Origin of the sequence: Exiguobacterium sp. s125 (assembly GCF_018618605.1) — a bacterium.
Lineage (GTDB): Bacteria > Bacillota > Bacilli > Exiguobacteriales > Exiguobacteriaceae > Exiguobacterium_A > Exiguobacterium_A oxidotolerans.
In genome coordinates this window covers 1,354,177-1,369,726 of record NZ_JACSMI010000001.1, presented here as the reverse complement: position 1 = coordinate 1,369,726, position 15,550 = coordinate 1,354,177, and the positions used below count along the sequence as shown (strand labels likewise).

Below are 15,550 nucleotides of genomic sequence, written 5' to 3'. Positions count from 1 at the left end.
CAGCGTTTAAGAAGCGGCGCGAACAGGGAAACACTATTGTGTACGTCATTGTTTCGTGTTTTCTCGGAAAGGATGTTGATTATGTCAGAACGTGTCTTCATCAGCCCAAGCAAGTACGTCCAAGGAAAAAACGTCATCGACCGGCTCGGTACATACGTGAGCCCGTTCGGTGACAAAGCTCTGTTGATCGCAGACGATGTCGTCTTTAAAATCGTCGGGCAACGGATTCATGACTCCTTTGAAACAGAAAAAATTGGTATCGAACAAGTCGACTTTAGCGGCGAAGCATCGCGCCATGAAGTCGAACGGATCACGAAGCAGGCGAAAGAAGCGGACGTCCGCTTTGTCGTCGGGGTCGGCGGCGGGAAGACGCTGGATACGGCGAAAGCCGTCTCGGACGAACTGACGGTGCCTGTCGTCATCGTGCCGACGATTGCTTCGACCGATGCACCGACGAGCGCGTTATCAGTCATTTATTCAGACGCCGGGATTTTTGAGAGCTATCGCTTCTATAAAAAGAATCCCGATCTTGTCCTCGTCGATACGAAGCTGATCTCGGAAGCACCGGCGCGATTCTTCGCGTCCGGGATTGCCGACGCGCTCGCGACCTGGGTCGAGGTCAGAAGTGTCATCGCATTCGGCGGGAAGACAATGGCCGGTGGTCGGCCGACGATTGCGGCGGAAGCGATCGCGAAACGCTGTGAGGAAGTGTTGTTCGAACATGGTCGACTCGCGTATGAGTCGGTTCAAGCAAAAGTCGTTACGCCGGCTCTTGAAGCAGTCGTCGAAGCGAATACGTTACTGAGTGGACTTGGTTTCGAAAGTGGGGGACTAGCCGCGGCACACGCGATTCATAACGGCTTTACAGCACTTGACGGGGACATCCACCACTTGACGCACGGTGAAAAAGTTGCGTTCGGGACGCTCGTCCAGCTCGCACTTGAGCAACACAGTCAAGAAGAAATCGAGCGGTATATCGCATTTTATATGGACCTCGGGTTACCGGTCACGCTCGAAGACGTCAAACTCAAAGATTCCTCGCGCGACGACATCTTGAAAGTCGGGGAAGCGGCGACGGCAGATGGTGAGACAATCCATGATGGATTCGACGTAACGGCGGAAGAAGTGGCTGATGCGATCATCGCCGCGGACCGTTACTCGAAAGCCTATCAAGCAAAATTAAAATGAGTCAGAAAACAAACACCCCCGACCAAATGTGGTCGGGGGTGTTGTCTTATAAGTAATCGAGCGGATTGACACTGCTTGCAGCGGATGTTGCGCTGTAGACATATGTACCACGGTGAAGCTCGAAATGAAGGTGTGCTCCGAAAGCATTTCCTGTTTCGCCGACCGTTCCGATCAGTTGTCCTTGCGAGACCGTTTGACCGACTGAGACGCTCCGGCTGTTTAAGTGAGCATAGAGGCTTGTGAAGGAAGATCCGTCAATTGTATGAGTCATCATGATGTAGTTCCCGTACGCGCCATAGTTTTTAGACGTCGTGACTTTACCGGCAGCTGTCGCATAGACGGGCGTTCCTTTTGCTGCACCATAATCGATGCCGTTATGGAACGTATAACCGTAAACGCCGCTCGCTGCCCCGTAACCTTGTGTAATCGGTCCGCTTGTCGGTGTGACGAAATCTTTTGAGGCTTTACTAGCACCTGAATTCGTTAATTTTAAGACCGCGTATTTTTTTACATAGTCGGCGTGCACATAACGCTTATCGCCATTATAAAGGAACTTAATCCAGTCGCCTTTTTTGCCGAGGTAGCGGTACGTTTCTCCACTATCGACCGAACCGACCTGCTGGCTGCTTGTCGAAGAACTTGTCCGGACACGAAGGTTATCCGCCATTACCTTGATTTTATAATAACGTGTGACTGAATATTTTTTGACATAAGACGAAGAAACATAAACTTTACTTGACCCGTATAAAATTTTTGTCCAGTTGCCGGTACGCCCGAGATACTTGTAGGTTTCTCCCTTAGCAACACCCGTAATGACGCTTGATGAAGTAGAGGGGCCGGTCCGGACGCGTAAACCGTCATCCATGACTTTAACTTTATAGTAAGTTGTCGCAGCATCGACTTTCGGGACTGCAAATGTTGTCAGTCCAGCTACTGCAATGGCAGATACTGTTAAAGTCGTTAATAATTTGTTCATCTATGTATGTCCTCCTTGAAAATCAACACGATAGGTCAGTTGTTTGTTGAAAATATGTTCTACTAAATTTCATAAATGAGTATAACATTACTTAAAATGTTTAAATATTACATTAACATTTCGGAAATGTTTCAATAGAATATATTTAAGCTATCCAAAAATAACATATGACATTTATTGGTTTTTCTATATATATCAACACATTTTAGATGTTTAAAAAATGTTCATACACTGGGGAATTAATAAAAAAGTGTGACAAGTTGAGGTCGTTTAAGATAAAGTTGAAATGGAAATAATAGTATTTTTTAAAATTTGAATTTTTGTAATTTTGATGTTTAAAAAATTTTTTAAGTTTTCAAAATAGGAATCCAAACAAAAAAGACACCTGATTAGAGGTGCCTTTCTTTGGTTTAAAGTAAGTTGAGTGGGTTGACACTACTTGCGGCTGAAGAGCTGCTGTAGACGTAGCTGCCACGATGAAGTTCGAAGTGAAGGTGATCACCGAACGCATTACCTGTGCTACCGACTGTTCCGATCTTCGTTCCTTTTGCAATCGTTTGACCCGCATAAACTTTACGTGAATTGAGGTGGGCATAAACACTTGTGTAGGTTAAACCGTTCACCTTATGTGACATCATGATGTAGTTTCCGTACGCGCCTTGATATTTTGAGGAGATGACTTTCCCAGTGGCTGTCGCATAGACAGGAGTTCCTGTCTTCGCTCCGAAGTCGACACCGTTATGGAACGTATATCCGTAGCGGCCGCTTGCATTGCCATAGCGTTGCGTCAGAGTCCCGCTTGTCGGGCGAATAAAGCTAGACGAGACGGATGCTTTTTTTGCAGTGCTAGTTTTAGACTTGAGGCTGTACTTTTTAACGTATCCTGAGTATACGTAGCGTTTTTCTCCACCGTAGATGATTTTCGTCCAGTTTCCTTTACGTCCAAGGTACTTAAACGTTTGGCCCGAGTTGACGCCTCCGATGATCCGGTATTTTGTTGAAGGGCCGGTCCGAACGCGAAGTCCGTCTGCCATGACTTTTACTTTATAAGAAGTACCAGCCGCTTCAACCTTACCTGTACCCGTAGCTGCAAATCCTGAAACGACAAGCGCGCTCATCGTCATAGTTGTCAAAATACGTTTCATGTTGTAAATCCTCCTGATGTGAAAACAAAGTGACGGGTTAATGAAAAATGAAATGACTGAGTCATTAAATAGGATGTGTTGTATATAGAGTAGATTGAGTTAGTAGAGTGAGTGGTGCTTTCGAACAAACTGAGTATAGCATTCGGAATTTACAAATCGATATTTCAATTTTATTTCTAAAATATCTTTAGATAATATATATTGTAATCTTTGTTTTGAGATAATTACGCAATCCCTTGAGACGAGGGTTTGTCCATGTCATCTGTTTGACTTTTTTATTACAAAGTCAATTATGGGAAATTATGATATTGTATCGAAACATAACAAAGGAGTGTGGAACAGTTGGATATTAACTTTAAGTTTGAGAAGCAACGATTCAATCACCGGGCGGCTGCCGTGATCGTCAAGGAAGGGTGTCTCTTAATTCATCGGAATATTCGAGATGCTTTTTGGGCATTACCAGGGGGACGGATTCAACTGATGGAGAGTGGGGAGACAGCGGTTGTCCGTGAAATCAAAGAAGAATTAGGATTAGAAGCACAAGTTAAACGTTTTTTGTGCGTTCACGAAAATTTCTTTACATATGAAGACGTCGCTTTTCATGAAGTCGGTTTTTATTACGAAGTCGAGTTGTTAGATGAGATCAATGTGACGACGGAAGATTTTTACGGTGTCGAGGGCGAGGAACTGATTTACCGGTTCGTCCCGATCGACGAATTGCCATCCATCGAATTCTATCCCCTACAGCTAAAAACGATGCTGAAGACAGGTGAGTGGGACCGTCTAATAAAAGAATGAATTCCTGGAGTAAGACTTGTATGCACCCTTTTTTGAAGGAGATTCTGGCTGTAGACAACGGGCGATTGGGAGATCAAGCGTCTTTTTTCGTTGCTTTCCCCGAGTGAGGCGCAAGTCGTTGCTCCTTGATCTTCACGGACAACGAGCAGGGTCTTGCCTGCCTTTGGCAAGTCGCGTTAAATTCCCATAGGAGTCAACGAAACATGGCGCTTTTTAGGTAATACCGTGACAGAACTCTAGGCATGCAGACGGTTTAGCGCGCAATTCGTCTCGAATCGCTTAGAACCGCGAAAAGCAATCGGTCGCGACCTTGCAGCTTTGGAGACGAGGCGAGATAAGGCAGCGCAAACGAATTGCCTCTTTTTATAGCCTGTCACGTTTCATAAGAGTTTGTCTGTAGTCTGTATCCCCTTTTTGAAGGGGATTTTTTTTATGGAATGACGTTTATTCATATATGGCAAGGGAATGTTAACTAAGGAAGTCAATTATCACAGTAGAGGGGATGAGTGAGATGCGCGAAAAGCAACTGAGGGATATGCATGAAGAAGCAAAAGGGCAAACACAAGATCATCAACCAGGAATTGAGTCCGAAATGAATCCTGAACCGATTTATGACGATCCCGAGTATGTCGGCTCCGGGAAGCTGAAAGGGAAAGTCGCGCTTATCACTGGCGGTGACAGCGGGATTGGTCGCGCCGTCGCGGTCGCTTACGCAAAAGAAGGCGCAAATGTCGCGATCGTTTACTTAAATGAAGGACAGGACGCGGAAAAAACGAAGCAGTTAATTGAAGGGTACGGAGTTAAGGCCCTTGCATTTGCGAAAGACGTCAGCCGGCCGGAAAACGCAAAACCAGTCATTGATCAGGTGCTTCAGGAATTCGGTCAACTGAATATTCTCGTCAACAACGCAGGAAAACAATTTCCGCAAGATGATTTTTTAGACATCACACCGGAACAGTTGCAGGAAACGTTTGAAACGAACATCTTCTCGATGTTTTATTTGACGCAGGCTGCCGTACCGCATCTGAAAGAAGAAGATACAATCATCAATACGTCGTCCGTGACGGCTTATCGCGGGGCACCGACGTTGATCGATTATTCGGCGACAAAAGGGGCGATTACGACGTTAACACGTTCGCTTGCATCGAGCCTCGTCGAAAAAGGCATTCGTGTCAATGCCGTCGCACCGGGTCCGATTTGGACACCGTTAATTCCGGCGACGTTCTCGAAAGAGAAGGTCGAAGCACATGGGGAAGACACGTTACTGAAGCGTCGGGGACAACCTTCAGAAAATGCTCCAGCTTATGTTTACCTCGCGTCACGCGACTCGAGTTACGTCACGGGACAAACCATCCATATCAATGGCGGCGATTATATTACATCATAAGGAGGTCTTTTTTATGAAGAAGAATCCGAACGAAGTACCGGAGCACGAACCGAATCACGAACCGAATGAAGTGCCGGGAACACCACCGTCGGAAATTCCGGACACGCCGCAAGAAGATCCAATCCGTCAGCCGGAGCCGGATACGTTCCCGGAACCGACAGAAATACCGGATGCACCACAAGAAGATCCGACACCGTATTGATGGTAGCGATGACCTAACTAGCTGATTGACACCGATTGCTTTTACTTATGGGGAGGTAACAGTATGACGAATAAAAAAGAAGAACAAATGAAGGCGCACCAAATCGATAACACGAAAAAAGCGGGACTGACGACGAATCAAGGGTTGAAAATGGCGGAAGATGAATTTTCGCTAAAGGCAGGACTACGGGGACCGACATTGATTGAAGACTTCCACTTTAGAGAGAAGATGACACACTTTGACCATGAACGGATTCCGGAACGAATCGTCCATGCTAGAGGTGTCGGGGCACATGGTGAATTTAAGGTATACGAACCGCTAGCTGAGATTACGAAAGCGGGCTTTTTGAACGATCCCTCGAAAACGACACCGGTCTTCGTCCGTTTTTCGACGGTCCAAGGGTCACGCGGTTCAGGAGATACGGTCCGTGATGTCCGTGGTTTCTCGACGAAGTTTTATACGGATGAAGGCAACTACGATTTAGTCGGGAATAACATTCCGGTATTCTTCATTCAAGATGCCATCAAGTTTCCTGATTTCGTCCATGCCGTCAAACCGGAGCCACATACGGAAGTTCCGCAAGGCGCAAGCGCGCATGATACGTTTTGGGATTTCATCGGTCAAAATCATGAGACTGCACATACGGTCATGTGGGCGATGAGTGACCGTGGAATTCCACGGAGCCTTCGGATGATGGAAGGGTTCGGCGTCCATACATTCCGACTCGTCAACGCACAAGGGAAGGCGCACTTTGTTAAGTTCCACTGGAAACCAAAACTTGGTGTTCATTCGCAAGTCTGGGATGAAGCACAAAAAGCACTTGGTAAAAATCCTGATTTCCACCGCGTTGATTTATATGAAGCAATCGATAAGGGGGATTTCCCGGAATGGGAGCTCGGACTGCAATTGATTGCGGAAGAGGATGAGTTCAAGTTCGATTTTGACATTCTCGATCCGACGAAACTATGGCCGGAGGAAGAAGTACCGGTCCGACTCGTCGGTAAAATGACATTGAACCGCAATGTCGACAATTTCTTTGCGGAAACAGAACAAGTAGCGTTCCACCCAGGACACATCGTTCCGGGAATTGATTTTTCAAATGATCCGTTGTTGCAAGGGCGGTTATTCTCATATACGGACACACAGTTGTCCCGACTCGGAGGACCGAACTTCCATCAAATCCCGATCAATCAGCCGGTTTGTCCGTACCATAACAATCAGCGGGACGGCATGCATCAGATGGCGGTCCATAAAGGACAGACGAGCTATCACAAAAATGGTTTGAATGAAAATCAGCCTGAGCCTGTCCCGGTCGAAGAAGGCGGTTTTGAACATTACCAGGAAAAGGTCGACGGCCATAAAGTGCGTGGCCGGAGTGAAAGTTTCCTCGACTTTTATTCACAGGCGAAGCTCTTTTACAACAGCATGACTACTGTTGAACAACAACACATTCGTGATGCCTACAGCTTCGAGCTCGGAAAGTGTGAATCTGATGTTGTCAAAACGAATGCCGTGGATTTGCTGAATCATATCGACCATGCCCTCGCGAAAGAGGTTGCGGAGAACATTGACGTTGCGGTACCGACGACGGATGAAGGGGTTCAATCAGAGAAACGCTCAGATGCCCTCAGTATGGAACATACGATTCGAAAAACGGATACGCGCAGTGTTGCTCTGTTGCTTGCAGGGGACGTGGATGCAAATCAGGTGAAGGCGTGGGTCGAAAAACTGGCGGAGCATAACATCAATTACAGCCTCGTTGGTAAAAAAGCCTATACACTAGGTGAAATGAAAGTAAAAGAAACGTATGATACGGTCGATTCAAGTTTGTTTGACGCCGCATTCTTAATCAGCGCATCTTCAAAAGTAGCGGACGACGTGCTCGAATTTATCGAGAACACGTATAAACATGCTAAACCGCTGGCGTTACATCTCCATGATGACTCAGTACTCGATAAGTGCCGTGTTGAAACGGATCAACCGGGTGTCTTCTTATTCAAAGAACATAACTTGGATCATTTTGATTCGTTCATCGAAGGCATCGCCCAAGCACGTTTTTGGGACCGGAAATAAGAATAGTCAAGGACTTCCAGCGTTGCGGGAGGTCCTTTTGACGTCGTCAAAATAACGTATGACTTCAATCATTATGTAGATAAGGCTCTTTTTTTGATGCAGACGCTTCACCCCTTTATAAAAGAATCGTATAAGCCTTTGGTAAATGACAAAATAATCAAAAAAACAGGAACTTTTTAGGTGGGTATCCGTAGAATAGGTTAAACAAAGGGGGAAGTTCGGATGGAAATCATTTTGGGGATCATTGCAGTCGGGGCAGCATTTTGGTTTTTCTTCAGTTACTTACTTGGCTTCAAAAAGAAAAATATCACGATGACGTTTGACGATCGTTTTTATACGCTCGATGAGCATGTCAAAGCAATTGAGCAGAAATTAAAGCAGGACGGAAAACAGGTCGAGTACTTAGGAAACCGCCGCTTTTTAGTAAGCGGGAAACGTTATCTTTTCGTTGAACGGACGGTTTCGATGTCTGGTGTTCCGATGCAACAAACGATTTTAGAGTTTGAAAAATAAGTAAAAAAGGTGATTCCGACTCAGAAATGAGATCGGCATCACCTTTTTTATGTCGATAGATAATTGAGACTACCGATTCTACGAGATTGGTCAAAAAGAAATAAAATCAATAGATTGGAAATGATTGACAGTCAACTGTACTATCGATATGATACAGAAAGAAAGTGTATTACTGTTTTAATACAACAAACGGTGAAAGGTGGTCGAGGGCACGTGCAATTTGACCAAAGAAGCCCGGTTTATCTTCAAGTCGTCCGCTGGTTCAAGGAACGAATCGCGACAGAAGACTTAAAATGCGGGCAAGAAATTCCATCGCGGCGGGAAACCGCTGCGCAACTCGGAATTAATCCGAATACGGCTCAAAAAGCATACAAAGAAATGGAGGACCAGCAATTGATTACGACAGAACGAAACGTCCCGAGTAAAATCACGATGGATCAAAACATTGTAAAAAAAGTCCGGACGGAGATGTTGGACGAAGCAGTTGCGCAATTCATCGAGGCGGTCCAAGCGATTCAGATACCGCTCGGCGAAGTCGTTACGAAAGTCGAAACCGTTTATCAATCAACGGAACGGAGGAAAATTGATGCTTGAAGTCCATGGATTAAAGAAACGATATGGTCGTAAGAAACCGATTTTAGAAGGGGTTTCCTTTTCAGTTCGCCCAGACAGTATCACCTGCCTGATCGGTTTAAACGGGGAAGGAAAATCGACGATTTTAAAAGCGATTATGGGTCTTGTGCCGATCGACGCCGGAACAGTGCTGGTTGACGGTGAAGTATCGCGTGAAAAAATTGCTTTTGTTCCCGATCTTCAAACGATGCCTTCTTACATGACGATTGGAGATGCTTTGCGTTACATGAGTGATTATTATCCGGACTGGAATCCGAAGGTCGCTGAAGAATTAATGGGGCTGTTGAAGCTGTTATCGACCGACCGGATTTTAGAACTGTCAAAAGGAAATCAGGCGAAGTTCAGTTTGGTGCTCGGTTTTGCACTTGATCGTCCCTATTTGTTGCTTGACGAACCATTCGCAGGAATTGATTTATTTACGAAAGAACAAATTGCCTGGCTATTTTCGAGTCATTTCATGGAAGGACGTGCAATTTTGATGACGACGCATGAAATCGTCGAAGTCGAACATTTGATTGATCGGGTCGTCTTTTTACAGGATGGTCGGATTATCGATGAACACGATACGGAAGAAATGCGGGAAATGTACGGGAAATCAGTCCAAGACCGCATGCGGGAGGTCTATCAACGATGAAACAATATCTGATGCTGACGAATGAAGAGTTAAAACGAAGCTGGAAAATCATCGTATCGTTCATTCTTGCGATTGCGAGTATCGAAATCTTAATTGTTGTCGGACGAATCATTTACCATGAACGCCAAGTCCAAAGTTACATGAAGAGTGCAAAACTGTCTGAAGTCGAAGCGATTCAAGAAATCGGGAAATTATCGTTTGAACAAGCCAGTTCTTATTTCAGTTATATCATTATGATCGGGGTTGCGTTTGTTTTGCTATATGCGATTCAAATCTGGTATCGGGATTGGCTAGGCGAATCCAAGTACATATATCGGTTATTACTACTACCAGGTAGTCGCGCAAAAATCTTTTTCGCAAAATTTACTTCTCTCGTACTCGTGATTGTCAGTTTCCTTGGTTTACAGTGGACGGTGATTCAACTCAGTCATGGGATCTTCAACTGGTTAATTAAAGATGGGTACAGGGAGTCAGGTTCGCTCGGTCTCTCAAGGAGCCTCAATAAATTATACATGATGAACTTAATCGATTTATTTGTGCTGGTTATCTTATCGCTGTTCATCGTCAGTTTCTTGTTCCTGTTCGTTCTGCTTGAACGGTCATACGGGAAGTCAAAAGGAATGCTGTTCATCATCATTGAACTAGTTGCTTTAATAGTTATTTTAGTTAGTATGCAGTATAGCTTAGAAATGATTGACGGGTTGCTTCAAGAAGAATTCGGAGCAATCGTTCTGTCAGTATTTACGTTGTATTTTATTTATACAATTTGGAGAAGTTTGCGTTTGTTAAAATGGAAAATCACAGTTTAAGGAGGAAACCATGCGAAATTTTAAATTTGTACTCATTCTGACTGTCGTCAGTTTCTTGACGATTGGCATTTACGGATGGTTCATTCATTCGATGGATGAATCAGAATTTGTAATCGAGACGGTCAAAGGTGATCCGAAACAACAAGCTGTCCAGTCCATCCACGCTGAAATCTTAGATCGTGGTCTAAAGCCAATGGATTATGAGATCACGCTGAATGGTCGTGTGCAAAAAACAACACATGATTTTGTGGATCAACTCTTCAAAAATCCTTTTGACATCATCGACGCTCCCCGTGCGTTCCGCCGCTTTATTGCCCCTAATTCGGTTAATACGTTAGAGCAAGATGGTATTGTCTATGCGATGCGTCTGCAGAAAGAGGGACGATGGGAACTACAATATTTTAATCAAAAAAAACAACGCCTCTTTAAAAAAATAGTATCAGCACCAGCTGGAATCAAGTACAAAGGGGAAGTGCAATTCAATCCGTTCCAACGTTCTGGTGACAGCCTGTATGTTTATGTCGTAGATGAAGATCCAACGAATGTAGGAAATCATTTCTTTAAGTTCGACTTAAAAGCAGATACGATTCAAACAGTCGATTTACCGAAGACATCAAATGAGTACTTCAATGTTCTTGGGATTAACGGTGAGAAAATCGTTTATCAAACAGAAGGAGATATCAATGGATTGGACGCGACTAAACGAAACACGTACATCAGTGATAGAAAAACGGTTCAATCTCTGACTGCGCTAGATTCAATCAATCTGTATCAATCTGAACTCATCGAGGATGGAACAAAACTTGTTGCGCTTATAGATGCTGATCAGGAACGCTTCAAATGGATTGTATATGATATCGATAGTAAGAAGCTGACTCGTCATTCAAATGATTTTAACAAATGGCAGGGGGCTGACGGCTCAAGTACATATTTCCGACTAGAAAACGGAGTAATCTACACGGGGTTGAATACAGGGACCGGCATCTTCAACGTCCAAGTGATTGATCCATTGTCGGGAAACGTAATTTATGAAGGCAATATCAAAGATCGATTAAAGCGACAAGACATAATATTAAATGAACTCGTTGTAAAATAATTGTGATTAAGGCTGAAAACTTGTTGCATAGAGTTCGAAAAATAAGTAAAAACGCGCGGCTGACTCTGCATTGAAGTCAGCCGCGCGTTTTTTGTCATTGGTACGATTTAATGAGGATGTCCTGTTTCGTATAATAACTCCATGTCAGGTCCTGGGCTTCGACCTTCTTCGTCGTCACGGCGACAAACGTGTTTTTGCCCGTATAGATCCCGACGAAGTTCGGTGTCTTTGCTTTTTTCGCCTGGACGAACAACAAGTCACCCGGCATCGCTTTTTTAAGTGTGACGGTTTTCAACGGCATGGCAGCCTGTTTTGCAACCGTCCGCTCCAGCGTCAAGCCGCTTTTTTGATAGACGTATTGCGTGAAGCCTGAAGCATCAAATCCTTTTGTCGTCGTGCCGCCTTCTTTATACGGCGTACCGATCAGTGACGTGGCGAGTTTTGCGATCGCAAGTTTCTTATTCGCGAGTGCTTTTTCGGACAACGGTTTTTTCGTCTCGACTTTTGTTGGTGTTGCGGCAGACGCAACGACTGGACTGACGGAAGCCGTTACAAGTAAGGCCGTTAATGTGATGGCATAATACGGTTTCATGAAAAAAACTCCTTTAACTAAGTTAGGGTAAAAAGCTAGTTTCAGCGTACCATGTAGATTTACAAATAAAGCAACAAGTTGGCAACGAGTCCCTAACAGTCTTGTAAGGTTCGGGCTGAGAAACTACTTTTTTGAGGATACAAGGCATAAAAAAAGATTCCCTTCACGTTGCATCCTAGGAAACAAGTGAAGTGAGAATCTTTTAGTTCCAGTTCGTTCATGATGAGCGCCGGTCGAGTCGGAAGCTGATCGCAGTCAACAACGCGGCAAGCAAAGCGACAAGTCCGCCGACGAGCGCCGTATTCATCATCGGTCCGCTCGCGTAAACAAGTCCACCGAGCGCGGAGCCGAAGGCAATCCCGACGTTACTTGCGACCGGCATCAAGGACGCAGCCAGTCCTTTCGCTTCCGGGTTGAACTTTTCCGCCAAGTCAATCAGATAGATTTGTGTCGATGTCGTCAATAAAATCGACATCAGTGACATCAAGGCGATATTGATCAGTCCGAGCGTGACGGAGGACGTCGTGACATATAAGGCCGCCAAGACGAACGCTTGCACGACGAACACGAACCGTAACCGACCGATCGGATTATGACTGGCAATCTTCCCGGCCAGAATGTTACTGAAAATCGAGACGACACCGTACGCGAGGAGGATTGGACTGATCCAGCCCCGCGGCAGCTCAAGTTCAAGTTCGAGGATCGGCACGAGGTACGTGTAGACGACATAGGTCGCACCAAAGCCGAACGACGGGATGAAGAAAGCGATCATGATACGTGGGTTCGCGAGCAGGCGCAGTTGATCCTTAACCGAACTTGTCGCCGTCGCCTGTTGCCGTGGGACGACTTTGAAGACGGCAAGAAATGCTAGCAACCCGAGACCGGTCGTCAGCCAAAACGTCGCTTCAAAACCGGCGTGTTGCCCGATGAACGTGCCGATCGGAACACCGAAGACGTTCGCGAGCGTGAAGCCGCCGAAGATGAACGACACGGCGACACCGCGTTTCGCGACCGGGACACTGTCACTCGCGACGACCATCGCAAGCGAAATCAAGACACCGGTCAGGACGGCCGTGACGATCCGTGTTGCGAGCAGTAGCGAGTAGGTGTCGGCGATGCTGCTGCAAAAGTTCAAGACGACCCAAACAAAGATCAGGCTGAGCATCAATTTGCGACGTTCGAAGCGTCCCGTGATCGACATCGTGAACGGTGTCCCGATCGCGAAGGCAATCGCAAAGGCGGAGACGAGTGTGCCGGCTTTCGCAATCGTAATTCCGAGGGCCGAAGCGATTTCTGATAAAATCCCGACAATGACGAATTCGCTTGTGCCTAAGACGAACGTCAGTAAGGAGAGGGTGGCGATTAAAAGCCAGTCCGTTTTACTTAAACGGGTAGTAGATGACATATCAATTCCTCAATTCTAGCGCTAAGCAGCGCGAAACTATCGTTTTTCAGAATAGCATGATTCGTGTGTCAGGTGAACGGGAATCGGATGGAAACGGAAAAGAAGAATTATTTTGAATAGCATGTCAATTTTCTTCAGGTGAGACTACGCTATAATGAAGGAGAGCGAAGCGAACCGAACTAAAAATCGAAAGGTAGTGAGAAAAATGCAAGCGACAATTACATGGAATCACAAGATGGGCTTTAGTGGAGTGACGGAGTCCGGACACCAACTGGCAATGGATGCAGCACCTGAAAATAACGGGGAGAACGGAGCACCGCGGCCAACTGAATTGTTGTTACACGCCGTCGCCGGCTGTACGGGAATGGACATCGTCTCCATTTTAGAAAAAATGCGTTTACCGTTAACCTCGTTTGAGATGGACATTGAGGGAGAACGGGCGACGGAACACCCGCGCCGCTTTACGACGATTTCGATTCATTATCGTCTCGAAGGCGACTTGCCGGATGATAAAGTCCGCCGGGCCGTGTCGTTATCAAAAGATAAATACTGTTCTGTCTCGAAATCACTGAATGCTGAAATTGAAGTCTATTATTCAATCAATGGCGTCCGAAACGAGGAACCGCTTTGAAACCGATTTACCTGCTTTTAACGGCTTGCTTTTTGACGGCATGCGCGAGTGAACCAGCAACAGAACCGAAGACGAGTCAGCAACAGCCGGTCGCTGACGAACCGACGGCTGCCGACCAGGCGGAGCAAGACATCAAACGTCAGCTCGCCAAACTCTCGACTGCTGAAAAGGTCGATCAATTGCTGTATATCGGGATCAGCGGGACGACGTTATCGGACGCGGACCGAAGTCTGTTAAACAATCACGCGATAGGCGGTGTCCTGTTACTCGGAGGCAATATCACGTCAGACGCCCAGCTGAAAACCTTGACGGCAGCAATCAAGGACGCACAAGACGACGAAGCGCTCGCGTTCCTCGGCTTCGATGAAGAAGGAGGACGTGTCAGTCGTGTCCCGGATCAAACGTTTCATTTACCTCCGAGTCTGACGCTCGGTCAGAAAAACGATCCGGCATTGATGCAAAAGGCCGGACAGGCGCTTGGTGCGATGTCACGGTTTTATGGATTTAATATGGATTTCGCCCCGGTTCTTGATGTCAACAGTAACCCGGCGAACCCGATCATCGGTGACCGGGCACTCAGTGCTGAGCCGGATGACGTCGCCCGGCTCGGTGTCCCGTTAATGCAGGGAATCAAGTCGGAAGACGTCGTGCCGGTCGTCAAACATTTTCCCGGACACGGCGATACGATTGTCGATTCGCATGTCGGCTTACCGACCGTGACGAAGACGAAAGCGCAACTCGAGCAACTGGAACTCGTCCCGTTCAAAGCGGCAATCGATGCCGGAGCGGAAATGGTGATGGTCGCACACATTTTATTCCCGGCGCTCGACCCAGACAATCCGTCGTCGTTATCAGAGCCGGTCATGCAACAGCTGTTGCGTGAAGAGTTGAAGTTCGATGGCGTCATCGTGACGGACGACCTCGTAATGGGTGCGATCACGAAACAATATGGTCTCGCCCAAGCTTCGCGTCTCGCCCTCGAACGTGGTGCCGACATGGCGATGTTCTCGCAAGCCGGTGCTTACACGGATGTTCATGCGGCAATTATGCAGGGGGTCAAGGACAAGTCACTATCACGGGCTGACCTCGACGCAAAAGTGACACGTGTCTTACGATTAAAACAAACGTATGATTTAGCAGACACGAAGCTGATTCCAACGCGTGAACAATTGACGGAACAGGTCAAAACGGTCACGGATCGGCTGAACTGACAAGTCGGACTAGAAATCAAGCGAGCGGTCATGGTAGACTACGAATGAACCAACCAACACTAAATAGTTCTACACTAGGGGAGTCTCGCAGCAGACTGAGACGGAAATATCCGGACCCTTTGAACCTGATCTAGTTCGTACTAGCGGAGGGAAGTGGCTTCTGATTATCATCCTGTCTCAGGTCTTACCTGGACATTTTTCGGACCACTCCATCATGTTCATGGGGTGGTCCTTTTTGTGTAGCAAGGAGGAGAAGG

16 protein-coding genes and 1 riboswitch are annotated in these 15,550 nt (G+C 46.3%); of the genes, 12 read left to right on the top strand and 4 right to left on the bottom strand.

All coding sequences use genetic code 11. The annotated features are described in order from the left end of the window. The first annotated feature begins 81 nt into the window (after positions 1-81). A complete protein-coding gene (locus tag KNQ05_RS06995) occupies positions 82-1,188 on the top strand; it encodes a glycerol dehydrogenase (protein WP_214804899.1) in 1,107 nt (368 codons plus the stop codon). A gap of 46 nt (positions 1,189-1,234) precedes the next feature. Here KNQ05_RS06995 and KNQ05_RS06990 read toward each other — a convergent pair whose 3' ends face one another. Together KNQ05_RS06990 and KNQ05_RS06985 are read right to left on the bottom strand one after the other, a co-directional pair. Next, positions 1,235-2,164, bottom strand: a complete 930-nt coding sequence (locus tag KNQ05_RS06990; protein WP_088836826.1) for a peptidoglycan DD-metalloendopeptidase family protein — start codon at positions 2,162-2,164, stop codon at positions 1,235-1,237. A gap of 410 nt (positions 2,165-2,574) precedes the next feature. After that, positions 2,575-3,309, bottom strand: a complete 735-nt coding sequence (locus KNQ05_RS06985; protein WP_214804897.1) for a peptidoglycan DD-metalloendopeptidase family protein — start codon at positions 3,307-3,309, stop codon at positions 2,575-2,577. A 333-nt stretch (positions 3,310-3,642) separates the two neighbouring features. Between KNQ05_RS06985 and KNQ05_RS06980 the strand changes: the two genes are divergently transcribed. From KNQ05_RS06980 to KNQ05_RS06940, 9 genes are all read left to right on the top strand, one after another. Continuing rightward, complete coding sequence (locus KNQ05_RS06980) at positions 3,643-4,107, top strand: NUDIX hydrolase (protein ID WP_214804895.1); 465 nt, start codon at positions 3,643-3,645, stop codon at positions 4,105-4,107. A gap of 511 nt (positions 4,108-4,618) precedes the next feature. Continuing rightward, positions 4,619-5,494, top strand: a complete 876-nt coding sequence (locus KNQ05_RS06975; protein WP_214767516.1) for an SDR family oxidoreductase — start codon at positions 4,619-4,621, stop codon at positions 5,492-5,494. A 13-nt stretch (positions 5,495-5,507) separates the two neighbouring features. Beyond that, positions 5,508-5,696, top strand: a complete 189-nt coding sequence (locus tag KNQ05_RS06970) for a hypothetical protein (protein WP_029333410.1) — start codon at positions 5,508-5,510, stop codon at positions 5,694-5,696. A gap of 63 nt (positions 5,697-5,759) precedes the next feature. After that, a complete protein-coding gene (locus KNQ05_RS06965) occupies positions 5,760-7,769 on the top strand; it encodes a catalase (protein WP_214767518.1) in 2,010 nt (669 codons plus the stop codon). Between the two features lie 222 nt (positions 7,770-7,991). Continuing rightward, positions 7,992-8,282 (top strand): hypothetical protein, encoded by a 291-nt coding sequence (locus KNQ05_RS06960; protein ID WP_029333417.1) that lies wholly within the window; start codon positions 7,992-7,994, stop codon positions 8,280-8,282. Between the two features lie 213 nt (positions 8,283-8,495). Further along, positions 8,496-8,876 (top strand): GntR family transcriptional regulator, encoded by a 381-nt coding sequence (locus KNQ05_RS06955; protein ID WP_029333419.1) that lies wholly within the window; start codon positions 8,496-8,498, stop codon positions 8,874-8,876. Continuing rightward, the gene (locus tag KNQ05_RS06950) at positions 8,869-9,549 is read left to right on the top strand and encodes an ATP-binding cassette domain-containing protein (protein ID WP_159172669.1); all 681 of its coding nucleotides are present in this window, start codon (positions 8,869-8,871) and stop codon (positions 9,547-9,549) included. The genes KNQ05_RS06955 and KNQ05_RS06950 overlap by 8 nt, the downstream gene beginning before the upstream one ends. After that, positions 9,546-10,358 carry a hypothetical protein gene (locus KNQ05_RS06945; RefSeq protein WP_214804893.1) on the top strand — a complete coding sequence of 271 codons (813 nt, stop codon included), beginning with the start codon at positions 9,546-9,548 and terminating at the stop codon, positions 10,356-10,358. Before KNQ05_RS06950 ends, KNQ05_RS06945 begins: the two co-directional genes overlap by 4 nt. A gap of 10 nt (positions 10,359-10,368) precedes the next feature. Continuing rightward, a complete protein-coding gene (locus KNQ05_RS06940) occupies positions 10,369-11,454 on the top strand; it encodes a hypothetical protein (protein WP_214804891.1) in 1,086 nt (361 codons plus the stop codon). A 94-nt stretch (positions 11,455-11,548) separates the two neighbouring features. Here KNQ05_RS06940 and KNQ05_RS06935 read toward each other — a convergent pair whose 3' ends face one another. After that, positions 11,549-12,046 (bottom strand): C40 family peptidase, encoded by a 498-nt coding sequence (locus KNQ05_RS06935; protein WP_214804889.1) that lies wholly within the window; start codon positions 12,044-12,046, stop codon positions 11,549-11,551. Positions 12,047-12,263: 217 nt separating this feature from the next. Next, entirely contained in the window at positions 12,264-13,451 is a 1,188-nt protein-coding gene (locus tag KNQ05_RS06930) for an MFS transporter (protein ID WP_214804887.1), read from the bottom strand. Positions 13,452-13,656: 205 nt separating this feature from the next. Between KNQ05_RS06930 and KNQ05_RS06925 the strand changes: the two genes are divergently transcribed. Together KNQ05_RS06925 and nagZ are read left to right on the top strand one after the other, a co-directional pair. Continuing rightward, on the top strand, positions 13,657-14,082 hold the full coding sequence (locus KNQ05_RS06925) for an OsmC family protein (RefSeq protein ID WP_088836833.1): 426 nt from the start codon (positions 13,657-13,659) through the stop codon (positions 14,080-14,082). After that, on the top strand, positions 14,079-15,293 hold the full coding sequence (gene nagZ, locus KNQ05_RS06920; protein ID WP_214804885.1) for a beta-N-acetylhexosaminidase: 1,215 nt from the start codon (positions 14,079-14,081) through the stop codon (positions 15,291-15,293). Before KNQ05_RS06925 ends, nagZ begins: the two co-directional genes overlap by 4 nt. 66 nt (positions 15,294-15,359) lie before the next feature. Further along, positions 15,360-15,462: riboswitch (TPP riboswitch) on the top strand. The last annotated feature ends 88 nt before the right edge of the window (positions 15,463-15,550 follow it).

Bases quoted from the DNA above. Each gene is read 5' to 3' on its own strand.
- KNQ05_RS06995 (WP_214804899.1), top strand. From the start codon at position 82: ATGTCAGAACGTGTCTTCATCAGCCCAAGCAAGTACGTCCAAGGAAAA.
- KNQ05_RS06990 (WP_088836826.1), bottom strand. From the start codon at position 2,164: ATGAACAAATTATTAACGACTTTAACAGTATCTGCCATTGCAGTAGCT.
- KNQ05_RS06985 (WP_214804897.1), bottom strand. From the start codon at position 3,309: ATGAAACGTATTTTGACAACTATGACGATGAGCGCGCTTGTCGTTTCA.
- KNQ05_RS06975 (WP_214767516.1), top strand. From the start codon at position 4,619: ATGCGCGAAAAGCAACTGAGGGATATGCATGAAGAAGCAAAAGGGCAA.
- KNQ05_RS06970 (WP_029333410.1), top strand. From the start codon at position 5,508: ATGAAGAAGAATCCGAACGAAGTACCGGAGCACGAACCGAATCACGAA.
- KNQ05_RS06965 (WP_214767518.1), top strand. From the start codon at position 5,760: ATGACGAATAAAAAAGAAGAACAAATGAAGGCGCACCAAATCGATAAC.
- KNQ05_RS06960 (WP_029333417.1), top strand. From the start codon at position 7,992: ATGGAAATCATTTTGGGGATCATTGCAGTCGGGGCAGCATTTTGGTTT.
- KNQ05_RS06950 (WP_159172669.1), top strand. From the start codon at position 8,869: ATGCTTGAAGTCCATGGATTAAAGAAACGATATGGTCGTAAGAAACCG.
- KNQ05_RS06945 (WP_214804893.1), top strand. From the start codon at position 9,546: ATGAAACAATATCTGATGCTGACGAATGAAGAGTTAAAACGAAGCTGG.
- KNQ05_RS06940 (WP_214804891.1), top strand. From the start codon at position 10,369: ATGCGAAATTTTAAATTTGTACTCATTCTGACTGTCGTCAGTTTCTTG.
- KNQ05_RS06935 (WP_214804889.1), bottom strand. From the start codon at position 12,046: ATGAAACCGTATTATGCCATCACATTAACGGCCTTACTTGTAACGGCT.
- KNQ05_RS06930 (WP_214804887.1), bottom strand. From the start codon at position 13,451: ATGTCATCTACTACCCGTTTAAGTAAAACGGACTGGCTTTTAATCGCC.
- KNQ05_RS06925 (WP_088836833.1), top strand. From the start codon at position 13,657: ATGCAAGCGACAATTACATGGAATCACAAGATGGGCTTTAGTGGAGTG.